Origin of the sequence: Pseudomonas sp. USHLN015, assembly GCF_037153275.1 — a bacterium.
In the GTDB taxonomy this organism is placed as follows: Bacteria; Pseudomonadota; Gammaproteobacteria; order Pseudomonadales; family Pseudomonadaceae; genus Metapseudomonas; species Metapseudomonas tohonis.
The window spans coordinates 38,273-52,912 of record NZ_JBBCKP010000012.1 but is presented as its reverse complement, the minus strand read 5'-3'; the positions used below and the strand labels follow the sequence as shown (position 1 = coordinate 52,912).

Below are 14,640 nucleotides of genomic sequence, written 5' to 3'. Positions count from 1 at the left end.
TCTCGTATCTGCCGGGTGCCATTCGGTCGCCCCCGCCTGCGAGGGGGTGACGATGAGTCAGAGCACCGGGCTGAGCATCAACAGCAGGCAGCACACGAGCCCGACCACCCATACCAGGCTGCGCAGCAGGTGGATGTCGTTCCAGTAGAGGAACAGGTAGATCACCCTGGAGACGATGAACACCAGCGCCAGCAGGTCGATCAGCCAGCCACGGGTGTCGGTGGTGTGGGCCATCAGCACGCCGGCGGCGAACAGCGGGAAGATCTCGATGCTGTTCAGGTGCGCCCCCAGCGCACGACCGCCGAAGCCGGTCAGGCGGGATTGCTGGGCCCGGGGGTGGTGGTTGTCGTAGCCGCCGCCCTCCTCCTTCATGGCCCTGGCCACGGGAATCTTGGCGATGTAGATCAGCAGGGCAGCGAAGAACACGCACCAGAACGGAATACTCATTCGTTTTTCTCCTTCGGCGGCTCCGCCGCCTGTGTCGTCGGGGTGTACACCATCACCTCTAGCACAGCGGAGTGGAATTCGCGTCGATACAGCACCAGGACCACGCCTGCGGTGATCAGCATGAAGAACCAGGGGTTGATGAACCAGGCCAGCATGGCCAGGCCGAAGTAGTAGCTGCGCAGGCCGAGGTTGAACTGGTTGGCCGCGAGCGAGATGACCCGCGCGGTGCGCACGGCGAAGTCCTTGCGTTCCTGGTCGCCGACGTTGCGCTCGCCGATCATCGGCGCCGCCCCCACCAGTACGGCGGCGAAGTTGTACTGGCGCATGCACCAGCTGAAGGTGAAGAAGGAGTAGACGAACACCACGGCGATGGCCAGCAGCTTGACCTCGGAGATGCCCCGGCTGGCGGGCTCGACGTACGGCAGGTCGGCGAGGATGGAGACGGCGCGGTCGGTGGAGCCGAGCACGGTGAGCACGCCGGCGAGGATGATGAGGGTGCTGGAGGCGAAGAAGGAGGCGTTGCGCTCCAGGTTGCCGATCACGCTGGCGTCGGCGATGCGGTTGTCGCGCAGCAGCAGGCGGCGCATCCAGTCTTCGCGATACAGGTGCATGACCGAGGCGAGGCACGGGGTGTCCCTGCCCTTCCAGGTGGCGTAGCGGGTGTAGCCACCCCAGCAGAGGATGAACCAGAGGATGGCCAGCAGGTTCCACAGGTAGTGGAAGTCGATCAGCTCGGAAATGTCGTTCATGGGTGGCCTGGTGCGGATAAGGGGAACCGCCCTGTAGACGTCAACGCCGCCGGGGAAGACACCCGGTCACCGACGCAACACCGCACCCGCTTCCAACCAGGCGCGGTGGCAGGAAAAAGGCCACCCGCAGGTGGCCTCTCAAAGGGTGCGAAGCGGCTCAGGCCGGCACGACGGCGGGGCGGCCCGCCAGGCGGTCGGCGATAACCGCCAGCACCAGGACCAGCAGCACCGGCAGCAGCCAGGCCAGGCTCTGGCTGGAGAACGGCAGGTGCTCGATGAAGGACGGTACCAACGACTTGAAGCCGGCAGCGCCCAGGCCGTCGATGAGGCCGAAGACGAGGGCAACGAGCATCGTGGGCACGAAGACGCGACGCGACGACAGCCACAGGCGATTGCAGAGGCTCAATGCCACCAGGACGATCGCCAGGGGATACAGCCCCACCAGCACAGGCACCGAGAAGGCGATCAGCTGGGTCAGCCCCTGGTTGGCCACCAGCAGGCTGAACGCGGCCAGCCCCAGTACCACGGTGCGGTAGGAGACCGGCAGGATGCGGCTGAAGAACTCGCCGCACGCGGTCAGCAGGCCGACGGCGGTGGTCAGGCAGGCCAGGGTGATGACCACGGCCAGCAGCAGGCTGCCGACGGTGCCGAAGGTGTGCTGAACGTAGGCGGTGAGGATCTGTACACCGTTCTGTGCGTCACCGGCGATGCCCTGGCTGGTGGCTCCCAGATAGAAGAGCGCGAGGTAGACGGCGGCCAGTCCGGAAGCAGCGATGATCCCGGCTATGACGGAGTAGCGAGTAACCAGGCCGGCATCTTCGACACCGTGGTCGCGGATGGCCGTGGCGATGACGATGCCGAATACCAGCGCACCCAGGGTGTCCATGGTCAGGTAGCCCTGCAGGAAACCTTCCACCAGCGGCGCAGCCTGGTAAGCCTGCGAGGTGCTGCCGATGGGACCGGCCGGCATGCTCATCGCGGCACCGCCCAGAACCAGCAGCGCTGCCAGCAGCACAGGGGTGATGAACTTGCCGATGCTGTCCACCAGCTTGCCGGGATTCAGGGCCAGGAACAGCACGGCACCGAAGTACAGCACGCTGTAGGTGAACAGTGCGATGCCGCTTTCTCCGGTGAATGGCGCAACACCCATCTCGAAGGAAACCACGGCGGTACGCGGGGTGGCGAAAAGAGGCCCTATGGCCAGGTACACGGCTACCGCGAAGGCCAGGCCGGCAGCCTTGCCGAGCGGCGCGGTGAGGCGGTCCATGCCGCCCCCGACACGTGCCAGGGCGACCACGGTGAGCAGCGGCAGGCCGACGCCGGTGAGCAGGAAGCCGAGCGCGGCGCGCCAGACGTTTTCACCCGCAGCCATGCCGGCGCTGGGCGGAAAAATGATGTTGCCGGCGCCAAGGAACAGCGCGAATGTCATGAAGCCGAGGGCCAGGAGGTCCGAGCCTTTCAAACGAGTCATAGGGAGGAATACCACAGGCAGAATTTCATAGTTTCAGAGGGTTTCCCCGGGGTACGGGAAACGTCATCCATCCGTTTTGGGATCGACCATGGGTGCCCGTTCCCTGCCCTTGTGGAGCCTGGCGAGCTTGAGGGGTGCAAGACTAGCGATTTGTTCAGCCTACCGGCACTGACATGCATCAGCCTGTCGACTGGACTTAACTATCTGTCGCCTGAACAACAGGCGCGAAAAAACACAAAGGCCACCCGAAGGTGGCCTTTGCTCAGATCGGAAAGCCTTAGGCCTTCTTCACTTCCCAGCCGGTCAGCTCGGCCAGGGCCTTGCCGATGTCGGCCAGGGAACGCACGGTCTTCACACCCGCGTCCTGCAGGGCGGCGAACTTCTCGTCCGCAGTGCCCTTGCCGCCGGAGATGATGGCGCCGGCGTGGCCCATGCGCTTGCCGGGCGGTGCGGTGACACCGGCGATGTAGGACACCACCGGCTTGGTCACGTTGGCCTTGATGAAGGCAGCGGCTTCTTCTTCAGCGGAACCGCCGATCTCACCGATCATGACGATCGCTTCGGTCTTCGGGTCTTCCTGGAACAGCTTCAGGATGTCGATGAAGTTGGAGCCCGGGATCGGGTCGCCACCGATGCCCACGCAGGTGGACTGGCCGAAGCCGGCGTCGGTGGTCTGCTTCACGGCTTCATAGGTCAGGGTGCCGGAACGCGACACGATGCCTACCTTGCCCGGCAGGTGGATGTGACCCGGCATGATGCCGATCTTGCACTCGCCAGGAGTGATCACACCCGGGCAGTTCGGGCCGATCAGGCGTACGCCCAGCTCGTCGCACTTGACCTTGGCTTCCAGCATGTCGATGGTCGGGATGCCTTCGGTGATGCAGACGATCAGCTTGATGCCGCCGAAAGCCGCTTCGAGGATGGAATCCTTGCAGAACGGAGCCGGAACGTAGATCACCGATGCGTCGGCGCCGGTGGCTTCCACGGCTTCCTTGACGGTGTTGAACACCGGCAGGCCGAGGTGGGTGGTGCCACCCTTGCCGGGGGTCACGCCGCCAACCATCTTGGTGCCGTAGGCGATGGCTTGCTCGGAGTGGAAGGTGCCCTGCGAGCCGGTGAAGCCCTGGCAGATTACTTTGGTGTCTTTATTGATCAGGACGCTCATTACTTACCCTCCGCGGCCTTGACGACCTGCTGGGCAGCGTCGGTCAGGCTGGTCGCAGCGATGATGTTCAGACCGCTTTCGGCCAGTACCTTGGCGCCGAGTTCGGCGTTGTTGCCTTCCAGGCGGACGACCACCGGGATCTTCACGCCGACTTCCTTCACTGCACCGATGATGCCTTCGGCAATCATGTCGCAACGAACGATACCGCCGAAGATGTTCACCAGTACGGCAGCTACGTTGCTGTCGGACAGGATGATCTTGAAGGCTTCGGTCACGCGCTCCTTGGTAGCGCCGCCGCCGACGTCGAGGAAGTTGGCAGGCTTGCCACCGTGCAGGTTGACGATGTCCATGGTGCCCATGGCCAGGCCAGCGCCGTTGACCATGCAGCCGATGTTGCCTTCCAGCGCGACGTAGTTCAGTTCCCACTTCTGCGCATGGGCTTCACGCGCGTCGTCCTGGGACGGGTCGTGCATGGCGCGCAGCTTGGGCTGGCGGTACATGGCGTTGCTGTCGATGTTGATCTTGGCGTCCAGGCAGTGCAGGTTGCCGTCGGCCTTGATCACCAGCGGGTTCACTTCCAGCAGGGCCAGGTCGTAGTCCTGGAACAGCTTGGCCAGGTTCACGAAGATGTGGGTGAACTGCTTGATCTGGTCGCCTTGCAGGCCCAGTTGGAAGGCCAGTTCACGACCCTGGTAGGGCTGAGCGCCGACCAGCGGGTCAACGGTGGCCTTGAGGATCTTCTCGGGAGTCTCGTGGGCTACTTTCTCGATGTCCACGCCACCCTCGGTGGAGGCCATGAACACGATGCGGCGGCTGGAACGGTCTACCACGGCGCCCAGGTACAGTTCCTTGGCGATATCGGTGCAGGACTCGACCAGGATCTTGCTGACCGGCTGGCCGTTGGCGTCGGTCTGGTAGGTCACCAGGCGCTTGCCGAGCCAGTTGGCGGCGAACGCCTTGGCGTCGTCCTTGCTCTTGACCAGCTTCACGCCGCCCGCTTTACCGCGGCCGCCGGCGTGGACCTGGGCCTTGACGACCCACTCGCTGCCACCGATTTTTTCGCAGGCTTCTGCGGCTTCTTCCGGGGTATCCACGGCGAAGCCCTTGGATACGGGCAGGCCGTACTCAGCGAACAGCTGCTTACCCTGATATTCGTGGAGATTCATGCTTGTCTACCGTCTTCGTTTGGGTATTGCCCATTCGGCGCTGCATTCGTGGTGCCGCGCCACCTGTGACTGCTTCTGAAGGCAGTCCGGCGGGCTTTCCGCGGTGAGCCCCTGAGGGACTCACGACGGGTGGCCCGCCGTGGTTCTTCTGTCAGGAATCCGCTGGGGAGGCCGCAACAGGGCGCGGCATCCCCGGCTGATTTCTCAACGCTTCTTGCGGTTGGCGATGTGGATCGCGTGGCCGTTCACGGCCAGGGCCGCTTCGTGCAGCGCCTCGGACAGGGTCGGGTGCGAGAAGACCATCATGCCCAGGTCTTCGGCGCTGGTGCCGAACTCCATGCCGATCGCGCCTTGCTGTACCAGCTCCGCAGCGCTCGGGCCGATCACGTGGACGCCCAGGACGCGGTCGGTCTTGGCATCGGCGATGACCTTGACCAGGCCGGTGGTGTCGTTGGCAGCCATGGCGCGACCGCTGGCCGCGAAGGGGAAGGTGCCGACGTTGACTTCGACGCCTTCGGCCTTCAGGGACTGCTCGGTCTTGCCGACCCACGCGATTTCCGGGTGGGTGTAGATCACCGATGGGATCAGGTCGTAGTTCATCTGGGCTTTGTGGCCGGCGATGCGCTCGGCGACCATGATGCCCTCTTCCGATGCCTTGTGGGCCAGCATCGCACCACGCACCACGTCGCCGATGGCGAAGACGCCGGGAACGGAGGTCTTGCAGTGGTCGTCGACGTAGATGTAGCCGCGCTCGTCAAGGGTAACGCCGCTGTCGGCAGCCAGCAGGTCGGTGGTGACCGGACGACGACCAACGGCAACGATCAGCTTGTCGAACACCTGCTTCTGCTCGCCTTCGGCGTCGGTGAAGCTGACGGTGACCTGCTTCTTCTTCACTTCGGTACCGGTGACACGGGCGCCCAGGCGGATCTTCAGGCCCTGCTTGGTGAGGACCTTGAGGGCTTCCTTGGCGATCTGCTCGTCAGCGGCCGGGAGGAACTTGTCCAGGGCTTCCAGCACGGTGACTTCGGCACCCAGGCGGGCCCATACGGAGCCCAGCTCCAGACCGATCACGCCAGCGCCGATCACGCCGAGCTTCTTCGGCACGGCCTGGAAGTCCAGGGCGCCGGTGGAGTCGACGATGACGTCCTGGTCGATGGGAGCCGGGGGGATTTCCACCGGGCGGGAGCCGGATGCCAGGATCACGTTCTCGGCCTGGACGATCTGGGTCTTGCCGTCGGAACCGGTGACTTCGACCTGCTTGTTGGCCAGCAGCTTGCCGTGGCCTTCCAGCAGGGTGACGCCGTTGGCCTTGAACAGGGTGCTCACGCCGCCGGTCAGGTTCTTAACGATGCCGTTCTTGCGCGCGACCATGGCCGGTACGTCGATGCTGACGCCCTTGGCTTCGATGCCATGGATTTTGAAGCCATCGATGGCCTCGTGGTACTTGTAGGAGCTGTCCAGCAGCGCCTTCGACGGAATGCAGCCGACGTTCAGGCAGGTACCGCCCAGAGCGGTCTTGCCGTCCTTGTCCTGGTACTTCTCGATGCAGGCGGTCTTCAGGCCCAGTTGGGCTGCCTTGATGGCCGCGACGTAACCGCCGGGGCCCGCACCAATCACTACCACGTCGAATTTCTGGGTCATAACGTTCTCCTAAGCCTCGAGCTTCGAGCGGCAAGCCACGGGCCGGGCTGCGATGTTCTGCAGCTTGCGGCGTGTGGCTTGCAACTGATTTAGATGTCCAGCAGCAGACGAGCCGGGTCTTCCAGCAGGTTCTTGATGGTCACCAGGAAGCTGACGGCTTCCTTGCCATCGATCAGACGGTGATCGTAGGACAGAGCCAGGTACATCATCGGGCGGATGACCACTTGGCCGTTCACGGCCATGGGACGCTGGATGATGTTGTGCATGCCGAGGATAGCGGCCTGCGGCGGGTTGACGATCGGGGTCGACATCATCGAACCGAAGGTACCGCCGTTGGTGATGGTGAAGGTGCCACCGGTCATCTCGTCGATGGACAGTTTGCCCTCGCGCGCCTTCTTGCCGAAGGTGGCGATGCCGTTCTCGACTTCCGCCAGGCTCATCAGCTCGGCGTTGCGCAGGACCGGAACCACCAGGCCACGGTCACTGGAAACGGCAACGCCGATGTCCTGGTAGCCGTGGTAGACGATGTCGTTGCCGTCGATCGAGGCGTTGACCGCCGGGAAACGCTTCAGCGCCTCGACGGAAGCCTTGACGAAGAAGGACATGAAGCCCAGGCGGACGCCGTTGTGGGTCTTCTCGAACAGGTCCTTGTACTTCGAACGCAGGGCCATGACTTCGGTCATGTCGACTTCGTTGAAGGTGGTCAGCATGGCCATGGTGGACTGGGCTTCGACCAGGCGCTCGGCGACCTTGGCACGCAGGCGGGTCATCGGGACGCGCTTCTCGACGCGATCACCCGCGGCGAAGACCGGGGCTTCGGCGGCCGGAGCGGCAGCCTTGGCAGCCGGGGCGGCGGCCGGAGCGGATTTCTTCGCTTCGACGGCGGCGACCACGTCTTCCTTGGTCACGCGACCGCCCTTGCCGGTGCCGGCGATGCTGTTCGGGTCGATGCCGTTCTCTTCGGCCAGCTTGCGAGCGGCCGGCGAGAGGATGGCGTCGTCGCCACCGGCAGCCGGAGCGGCGGCCTGGGCAGCGGGAGCGGCAGCCGGGGCTGCTGCGGCGGGAGCGGCGGCGGCAGCGCCACCTTCGGTCAGTTTGCCCAGCAGTTCGCCACTGAGGACGGTGTCGCCCTCGTTCTTGACGATCTCGGCCAGGACGCCGTCGGCCTCGGCCAGCACTTCCATCACCACCTTGTCGGTTTCGATGTCGACGATCAGCTCGTCACGCTTCACGGCCTCGCCCGGCTTCTTGTGCCAGGTGGCTACGGTGCCATCGGCAACCGACTCGGGGAATGTAGGGGCTTTGATCTCGATAGCCATTTGTATGGGTTCCTATCTAATTCGGTTTTATCTGCGCGAAGGCGTTAAACAGTAAAGGCATCTTGCAGCAGTTTTTCCTGCTGCTCGGCGTGCATCGAGGCATAGCCGCAGGCCGGCGAGGCCGACGCGTCACGACCGGCGTACTCGAGGAACAGCCCTTTCTTGTGGGCCGCCGCGACACGACGCATGTGATGCTGGCTGCAGTACCATGCGCCCTGGTTCATCGGCTCTTCCTGGCACCAGACGATGTGCTTGAGGTTCTTGTACTGGGCAAGAACTTCGGCCAGGTCGTCTTCCGGGAACGGATAGAGCTGCTCGATGCGCACGATGGCGATGTCTTCGCGGCCTTCGGCACGACGCTTTTCCAGCAGGTCGTAGTAGACCTTGCCGCTGCACAGCACCAGGCGCTCGACCTTCTTCGGATCGATCGGGTCGATCTCGCCGATGACGGTCTGGAACGAACCCTCGGCCAGATCTTCCAGGGTGGAGATGGCGAGTTTGTGGCGCAGCAGGGACTTGGGCGTCAATACGACCAACGGCTTGCGCAGCGGGCGGATCACCTGGCGACGCAGCAGGTGGTAGATCTGCGCCGGGGTGGTCGGCATGCAGACCTGGATGTTGTGCTCGGCGCACAGCTGCAGGTAACGCTCCAGGCGTGCGGAGGAGTGCTCCGGGCCCTGCCCTTCGTAGCCGTGCGGCAGCAGCATGGTCAGGCCGCAGAGACGACCCCACTTGTGCTCGCCACTGGTGATGAACTGGTCGATCACCACCTGGGCGCCATTAGCGAAGTCACCGAACTGGGCTTCCCAGATCACCAGCGCGTTGGGCGTGGTGGTGGAGTAGCCGTATTCGAAGGCCAGCACGGCCTCTTCGGACAGGTAGGAGTCGTATAGTTCGAAGCTCGGCTGGCCGTCGAACAGGTTCTGCAGCGGCAGGTAGGTGCCGGCGTCCTTCTGGTTGTGCAGCGCCGCATGGCGGTGCGAGAAGGTACCGCGACCCACGTCCTGGCCGGTGATGCGGACCGGGTGGCCTTCGAACAGCAGGGTGGCGTAGGCCATGGTCTCGGCGTAGCCCCAGTTGATCGGCAGGCCGCCGGCGCCCATCTTCTGGCGGTCTTCGAGGATCTTCGAAACCTGGCGCTGGACGACGAAGCCTTCCGGGATCTCCAGCAGCTTGGCGGAGAGATCCTGCAGGGTCTTGAGCTCGAAACGGGTGTCGTGGCGAGCGGTCCAGGCATGGCCCAGGTAGGGGCGCCAGTCGACGAAGAGCTCCTTGTTGGGCTCCTTCACCAGGCTCTTGACCACGTGCTGGCCGTTGTCCAGGGCGGTGCGGTACTCGTCGATCTTGGTCTGCACGCGCTCGTTGTCGAGCACGCCGGACTGGATCAGGGCATCGGCGTAGAGCTCACGCGTGGTGCGCTGCTTGGCGATCTGCTGGTACATCAGCGGCTGGGTGCCGCTCGGCTCGTCGGCCTCGTTGTGGCCGCGACGGCGGTAGCAGACCAGGTCGATGACCACGTCACGCTTGAACTGCATGCGGTAGTCGACGGCCAGCTGGGTCACGAAGAGCACGGCTTCCGGATCGTCGCCGTTCACGTGGAAGATCGGCGCCTGGATCATCTTGGCGACGTCGGTGGCGTACTCGGTGGAGCGCGAGTCGTCCTGACGGCTGGTGGTGAAGCCGACCTGGTTGTTGATGACGATGTGCACGGTACCGCCGGTGCGGTAGCCGCGGGTCTGCGACATCTGGAAGGTTTCCATGACCACGCCCTGGCCCGCGAAGGCGGCGTCGCCGTGGATGGAGATCGGAAGTACCTTGTCGCCGGCCTTGTCCTTGCGGCGGTCCTGACGGGCGCGCACGGAACCCTCGACCACCGGGGAGACGATTTCCAGGTGGGAGGGGTTAAACGCCAGCGCCAGGTGGACTTCGCCGCCCGAGGTCATGACGTTGGAGGAGAAGCCCTGGTGGTACTTGACGTCACCGGAGGACAGGCCCTCGACCTTCTTGCCCTCGAACTCGTCGAACAGGTCGCGCGGGTTCTTGCCGAAGGTGTTGACCAGGACGTTCAGACGGCCGCGGTGGGCCATGCCGATGACGATTTCCTGAGTGCCGTAGGCGCCGGAGCGTTGGATGATCTCGTCCAGCATCGGAATCAGGCTTTCGCCACCTTCCAGGCCGAAACGCTTGGTGCCCGGGTACTTGGTGCCCAGGTACTTTTCCAGGCCTTCGGCTGCGGTCAGGCGCTCGAGCAGGTGGCTCTGCACTTCGGCGGAGAACGCCGGGCGGCCACGCACGCTTTCCAGGCGCTGCTGGAACCACTTGCGCTGGTCGGAATCGACGATGTGGGTGAACTCGGCACCGATGGTGCGGCAGTAGGTCTGCTGCAGCGATTGATGGATCTCGCGCAGGGTCGCCTCTTCCTTGCCGATGTAGAGCTCACCGGTACGGAAGGTGGTGTCGAGGTCGGCGTCGGTCAGGCCGTAATGGTTGATCGACAGATCGGCCGGCACCTTGCGCTGCCAGAGGCCGAGGGGGTCGAGCGTCGCCGCCTGATGGCCGCGCATGCGGTAGGCCTGGATCAGGCGCAGGACTTCGACCTGCTTCTTCTCGTGCTCGCTGCTGACGCTGCCAGCCGAAACGGGCTGGGCACGGCGCTGGTTCTTGGCGAGCAGGACGAAATGGTCGCGGACAGTAGAATGCGATACGTCGGTGGCGGCGTTGCCGTCGGCCGGCAACTTCTGGAAGTAGGTGCGCCACTCTTCGGGCACAGCGTTGGGATCGTGCAGGTAAAGCTCATAGAGCTCTTCCACATATGCAGCGTTGCCACCGGATAGGTGGGCGCTGTTCCACATGCGCTGCATTACGCTTTCTTGCATGCTTGGTCACCCTCGGTAAGGGGACACCACCGGCGTGGAATCATCGTGGTTTCAACAGTCCTGGCACAGCGACTCGGTAAAGCCACCAAGGATCCCGCAGATAGTCCGGGCACCAGCCCGGTTGCCCCTGCTGGTCATCTATGTATTTTCAAGTAAGGACCGCCGCTTTGTGAGCTGCTGTCCTGGTTTTACTGCGGCGCCGGAAGCAAACCGGCGCCGCAGGTGTCACGGGTAAAGCATGAAGCGCATCAAGTACCGCTTTGCAGCAGCATGTGACGTACGTGGCCGATCGCCTTCGTCGGGTTCAGACCCTTGGGGCAGACGCTCACGCAGTTCATGATGCCGCGGCAGCGAAACACGCTGAACGGATCGTCCAGCGCTGCCAGACGCTCTTCGGTCTTGGTGTCACGGCTGTCGGCCAGGAAGCGATAGGCCTGCAGCAGTGCAGCGGGACCGAGGAACTTGTCCGGGTTCCACCAGAAGGAGGGGCAGGAGGTCGAGCAGCAGGCGCACAGGATGCACTCGTACAGACCGTCCAGCTTCTCGCGCTCTTCCGGGGACTGCAGACGCTCGATCGCCGGGGCGGGCGCGTCGTTCTGCAGGAAGGGTTTCACCTTCTCGTACTGCTTGTAGAAGATGCTCATATCGACGACGAGGTCACGGATGACCGGCAGGCCAGGCAGCGGGCGGATCACCAGCTGGCCGCCCTTGAGGCCGGCAGCGGAGATCGGCGTGATGCAGGCCAGGCCGTTCTTGCCGTTGATGTTCATGCCGTCGGAACCGCAGACGCCTTCACGGCAGGAGCGACGGTAGGAGAAACCCTCGTCCTGCTCCTTGATCAGGGCCAGCACGTCCAGGACCATGATGTCCTTGCCGCCGGTATCGACCTGGAAGTCCTGCATGAAGGGCGCAGCGTCCTGGTCCGGGTTGTAGCGATAAACGCTGACTTTCAGAATGTTGGCTTGCGACATATCAGCCACCCTTAATAGGTACGTACTTTGGGTTCAAACGCCGGAACGGTCTTGGGCGTGAAGTTGACGTCGCGCTTGGTAACGCGTTTCTCACCCGGGAAATACAGGGTGTGGCACAGCCAGTTCTCGTCGTCACGATCTTCGAAGTCTTCGCGGGCGTGCGCGCCGCGGGATTCCTTGCGGACCTCCGCTGCGATCGCGGTAGCCTCGGCCACTTCGAGAAGGTTCTGCAGTTCCAGCGCCTCGATACGCGCGGTGTTGAAGGCCTGGCTCTTGTCGGCGATCTTCACGTTGGCGATGCGCTCGCGCAGGTCGGCCAGCTGAGCGATGCCTTTCTGCATGTATTCGCCGGTACGGAATACGCCGAAGTAGTTCTGCATGCAGTTCTGCAGTTCTTTACGCAGCGGAGCCACGTCTTCGCCACTGCTGCGCTCGTTGACGCCGGACAGGCGCTTGAGCGACAGCTCCAGGTCGGTTTCCGAAGCACCGCGGTGCTCGATACCTTCCTTGAGGGCTTTTTCCAGGTGCAGGCCGGCAGCACGACCGAATACCACCAGGTCGAGCAGCGAGTTGCCGCCGAGACGGTTGGCACCGTGTACGGATACGCAGGCGACTTCGCCGACCGCGAACAGGCCGTCGATGATGGTGTCCTTGCCGTTGGCATCCTGGGTGATGGCCTGGCCATGGATGTTGGTGGCAACGCCGCCCATCATGTAGTGGCAGGTCGGGATCACCGGCACCGGCGCGACGACAGGGTCGACGTGGGCGAAGGTCTTCGACAGTTCGCAGATACCCGGCAGGCGGCTGTGCAGCACTTCCTCGCCCAGATGGTCGAGCTTCAGCAGCACGTGGTCCTTGTCCGGGCCACAGCCGTTGCCAGCCAGCACTTCCTTGACCATGGAACGGGCGACCACGTCGCGGCCGGCCAGGTCCTTGGCGTTCGGAGCGTAACGCTCCATGAAGCGCTCGCCATGGGCGTTGATCAGGTAGCCACCCTCGCCACGGCAACCTTCGGTCACCAGCACGCCGGCACCGGCGATACCGGTCGGGTGGAACTGCCACATTTCGATGTCCTGGACCGGCACGCCTGCACGCAGGGCCATGCCGATGCCGTCACCGGTGTTGATCAGGGCGTTGGTGGTGGACGCATAGATGCGGCCAGCGCCGCCCGTGGCCAGCACCACGGCCTTGGAGCGGATGTAGACGGTCTCGCCGGTCTCGATGCAGATGGCGATGATGCCGACCACGGCGCCATCCTGGTTCTTCACCAAGTCGACGGCGTACCACTCGTTGAGGAACGAGGTGCCGTTCTTCAGGTTGGCCTGGTACAGAGTGTGCAGCAGCGCGTGACCGGTACGGTCGGCGGCAGCGCAGGTACGGGCGGCCTGGCCACCCTTGCCGAAGTCCTTGGACTGGCCACCGAACGGACGCTGGTAGATGCGGCCCTGCTCGGTACGGGAGAACGGCAGGCCCATGTGTTCCAGCTCGAACACGGCTTCCGGGCCGACGGAGCACATGTATTCGATCGCGTCCTGGTCACCGATGTAGTCGGAGCCCTTGACGGTGTCGTACATGTGCCAGCGCCAATCGTCGTTCGGGTCGGCCGAAGCGATGGCGCAGGTGATGCCGCCCTGGGCGGAAACGGTGTGAGAACGGGTCGGGAAGACCTTGGTGACCACAGCAGTCTTGTGGCCGCCCTGCGCCAATTGCAGCGCGGCGCGCATACCAGCGCCACCGCCGCCGACGATGATGGCGTCGTAGGAAAGAGTACGAATGCTAGACATGAATCAGATACCCCACAGAATCTGCACGCCCCAGACGAAGTACGCGAACATGGCGATGCCGCAGACTGCCTGGAACAGGAAACGCACAACGGTTGCCCACTTGCCCAGCGCCATCGGCGTCAGGTAGTCAGTGGAGATGGTCCACATGCCAACCCAGGCATGTACACCGAGAGCAACCAGCCCGAGCAGGCTGAAGATGCGCATCCAGTTCTGGGAGAACAGACCATGCCAGTCAGCATAGGTCAGGCCGGGATTCGCAACGAGGTAGCCCAGCAGGAAAAGGAAATAAGCCGCGAGAACGACCGCAGAAACGCGCTGAGCCATCCAGTCATAGAGGCCCGAACGCGAGAAGTTCGTGACATTGGTTACCATACCCACACCCCCGCCAGCACGATCAGCACCGCGGAAATCGCGATGACGATTTTCGAGCCCAGCTTGCCGCCCTCGAGCGTCTCGCCGATACCCGCATCCATCACCAGGTGGCGCACACCGGCGACCAGGTGATAAAGCAATGCGGACAGCAGGCCCCAAATCACAAACTTGGCCAGCGGACTGGTCAGGCACGCCTTCACCTGCTCGAAGCCTTCCTCGGATGCCAGCGACTTGCCGAGTGCGTAAAGCAGCACAGCGATGCCGACGAAGAGGATGACGCCAGAGATACGGTGGAGAATGGACGTGTAAGCAGTGATTGGGAGTTTGATGGTCCTGAGATCTAGGTTTACAGGTCGTTGGCTATTCACGGCTTTTTTTTCACACTGAGGCCCCTAACAATCAGGGCAAGTTGTCGGGAAGTGCACTGGTCAGGTACCCCTCACCAAGGGAGTGCCGACCTCCAGAATACGGGCTTCAGGGCCCCTGGCAGTCGGGCGCTGAGTATAGACAGTTAGCTGACTAATGACAACGGAAAGGCCTCCCCCTAAGAGCGGATTGCGCTCCTTATATAAAAGGCGTAAATAGCGCCCTTTTTCAGCGAAAAACACCCCGCAAACCCCTCTCCTACATGGGTTTCTTCAAATTGACATTCGCATTTATCTCACTATAGTGGTGCGGG

At 63.4% G+C, this 14,640-nt stretch carries 12 protein-coding genes; all 12 read right to left on the bottom strand.

Translation table 11 applies throughout. From position 1 onward, the window contains the following. Positions 1-57: 57 nt before the first annotated feature. Complete coding sequence (locus tag WFQ67_RS24000; protein ID WP_173179509.1) at positions 58-447, bottom strand: MAPEG family protein; 390 nt, start codon at positions 445-447, stop codon at positions 58-60. Next, complete coding sequence (locus tag WFQ67_RS23995) at positions 444-1,196, bottom strand: DUF599 domain-containing protein (RefSeq protein ID WP_173179511.1); 753 nt, start codon at positions 1,194-1,196, stop codon at positions 444-446. The genes WFQ67_RS24000 and WFQ67_RS23995 overlap by 4 nt, the downstream gene beginning before the upstream one ends. Before the next feature lie 157 nt (positions 1,197-1,353). After that, on the bottom strand, positions 1,354-2,667 hold the full coding sequence (gene brnQ / locus WFQ67_RS23990; protein WP_337058407.1) for a branched-chain amino acid transport system II carrier protein: 1,314 nt from the start codon (positions 2,665-2,667) through the stop codon (positions 1,354-1,356). 277 nt (positions 2,668-2,944) lie between these two features. After that, positions 2,945-3,832 carry a succinate--CoA ligase subunit alpha gene (gene sucD, locus WFQ67_RS23985; RefSeq protein ID WP_111262877.1) on the bottom strand — a complete coding sequence of 296 codons (888 nt, stop codon included), beginning with the start codon at positions 3,830-3,832 and terminating at the stop codon, positions 2,945-2,947. Beyond that, a complete protein-coding gene (gene sucC, locus WFQ67_RS23980) occupies positions 3,832-4,998 on the bottom strand; it encodes an ADP-forming succinate--CoA ligase subunit beta (RefSeq protein ID WP_111262876.1) in 1,167 nt (388 codons plus the stop codon). Before sucC ends, sucD begins: the two co-directional genes overlap by 1 nt. 204 nt (positions 4,999-5,202) lie before the next feature. Continuing rightward, positions 5,203-6,639, bottom strand: a complete 1,437-nt coding sequence (lpdA, locus tag WFQ67_RS23975) for a dihydrolipoyl dehydrogenase (RefSeq protein ID WP_111262875.1) — start codon at positions 6,637-6,639, stop codon at positions 5,203-5,205. An 89-nt stretch (positions 6,640-6,728) separates the two neighbouring features. Next, a complete protein-coding gene (gene odhB, locus WFQ67_RS23970; protein ID WP_173179515.1) occupies positions 6,729-7,958 on the bottom strand; it encodes a 2-oxoglutarate dehydrogenase complex dihydrolipoyllysine-residue succinyltransferase in 1,230 nt (409 codons plus the stop codon). A gap of 44 nt (positions 7,959-8,002) precedes the next feature. Further along, a complete protein-coding gene (locus WFQ67_RS23965; RefSeq protein ID WP_173179517.1) occupies positions 8,003-10,834 on the bottom strand; it encodes a 2-oxoglutarate dehydrogenase E1 component in 2,832 nt (943 codons plus the stop codon). Between the two features lie 248 nt (positions 10,835-11,082). Beyond that, complete coding sequence (locus tag WFQ67_RS23960; protein WP_111262889.1) at positions 11,083-11,790, bottom strand: succinate dehydrogenase iron-sulfur subunit; 708 nt, start codon at positions 11,788-11,790, stop codon at positions 11,083-11,085. A 26-nt stretch (positions 11,791-11,816) separates the two neighbouring features. Next, the gene (sdhA, locus tag WFQ67_RS23955; RefSeq protein ID WP_213629212.1) at positions 11,817-13,589 is read right to left on the bottom strand and encodes a succinate dehydrogenase flavoprotein subunit; all 1,773 of its coding nucleotides are present in this window, start codon (positions 13,587-13,589) and stop codon (positions 11,817-11,819) included. Between the two features lie 3 nt (positions 13,590-13,592). After that, entirely contained in the window at positions 13,593-13,961 is a 369-nt protein-coding gene (sdhD, locus tag WFQ67_RS23950; protein ID WP_111262871.1) for a succinate dehydrogenase, hydrophobic membrane anchor protein, read from the bottom strand. Further along, positions 13,955-14,329, bottom strand: a complete 375-nt coding sequence (gene sdhC / locus WFQ67_RS23945) for a succinate dehydrogenase, cytochrome b556 subunit (protein WP_111262870.1) — start codon at positions 14,327-14,329, stop codon at positions 13,955-13,957. Before sdhC ends, sdhD begins: the two co-directional genes overlap by 7 nt. Between the last annotated feature and the right edge of the window lie 311 nt (positions 14,330-14,640).

What these genes read in the sequence shown, in the direction of transcription:
- sucD (WP_111262877.1), bottom strand. Translation starts at nt 3,832, where the DNA reads ATGAGCGTCCTGATCAATAAAGACACCAAAGTAATCTGCCAGGGCTTC.
- sdhD (WP_111262871.1), bottom strand. Translation starts at nt 13,961, where the DNA reads ATGGTAACCAATGTCACGAACTTCTCGCGTTCGGGCCTCTATGACTGG.
- sucC (WP_111262876.1), bottom strand. Translation starts at nt 4,998, where the DNA reads ATGAATCTCCACGAATATCAGGGTAAGCAGCTGTTCGCTGAGTACGGC.
- sdhA (WP_213629212.1), bottom strand. Translation starts at nt 13,589, where the DNA reads ATGTCTAGCATTCGTACTCTTTCCTACGACGCCATCATCGTCGGCGGC.
- WFQ67_RS23995 (WP_173179511.1), bottom strand. Translation starts at nt 1,196, where the DNA reads ATGAACGACATTTCCGAGCTGATCGACTTCCACTACCTGTGGAACCTG.
- WFQ67_RS24000 (WP_173179509.1), bottom strand. Translation starts at nt 447, where the DNA reads ATGAGTATTCCGTTCTGGTGCGTGTTCTTCGCTGCCCTGCTGATCTAC.
- lpdA (WP_111262875.1), bottom strand. Translation starts at nt 6,639, where the DNA reads ATGACCCAGAAATTCGACGTGGTAGTGATTGGTGCGGGCCCCGGCGGT.
- brnQ (WP_337058407.1), bottom strand. Translation starts at nt 2,667, where the DNA reads ATGACTCGTTTGAAAGGCTCGGACCTCCTGGCCCTCGGCTTCATGACA.
- WFQ67_RS23965 (WP_173179517.1), bottom strand. Translation starts at nt 10,834, where the DNA reads ATGCAAGAAAGCGTAATGCAGCGCATGTGGAACAGCGCCCACCTATCC.
- odhB (WP_173179515.1), bottom strand. Translation starts at nt 7,958, where the DNA reads ATGGCTATCGAGATCAAAGCCCCTACATTCCCCGAGTCGGTTGCCGAT.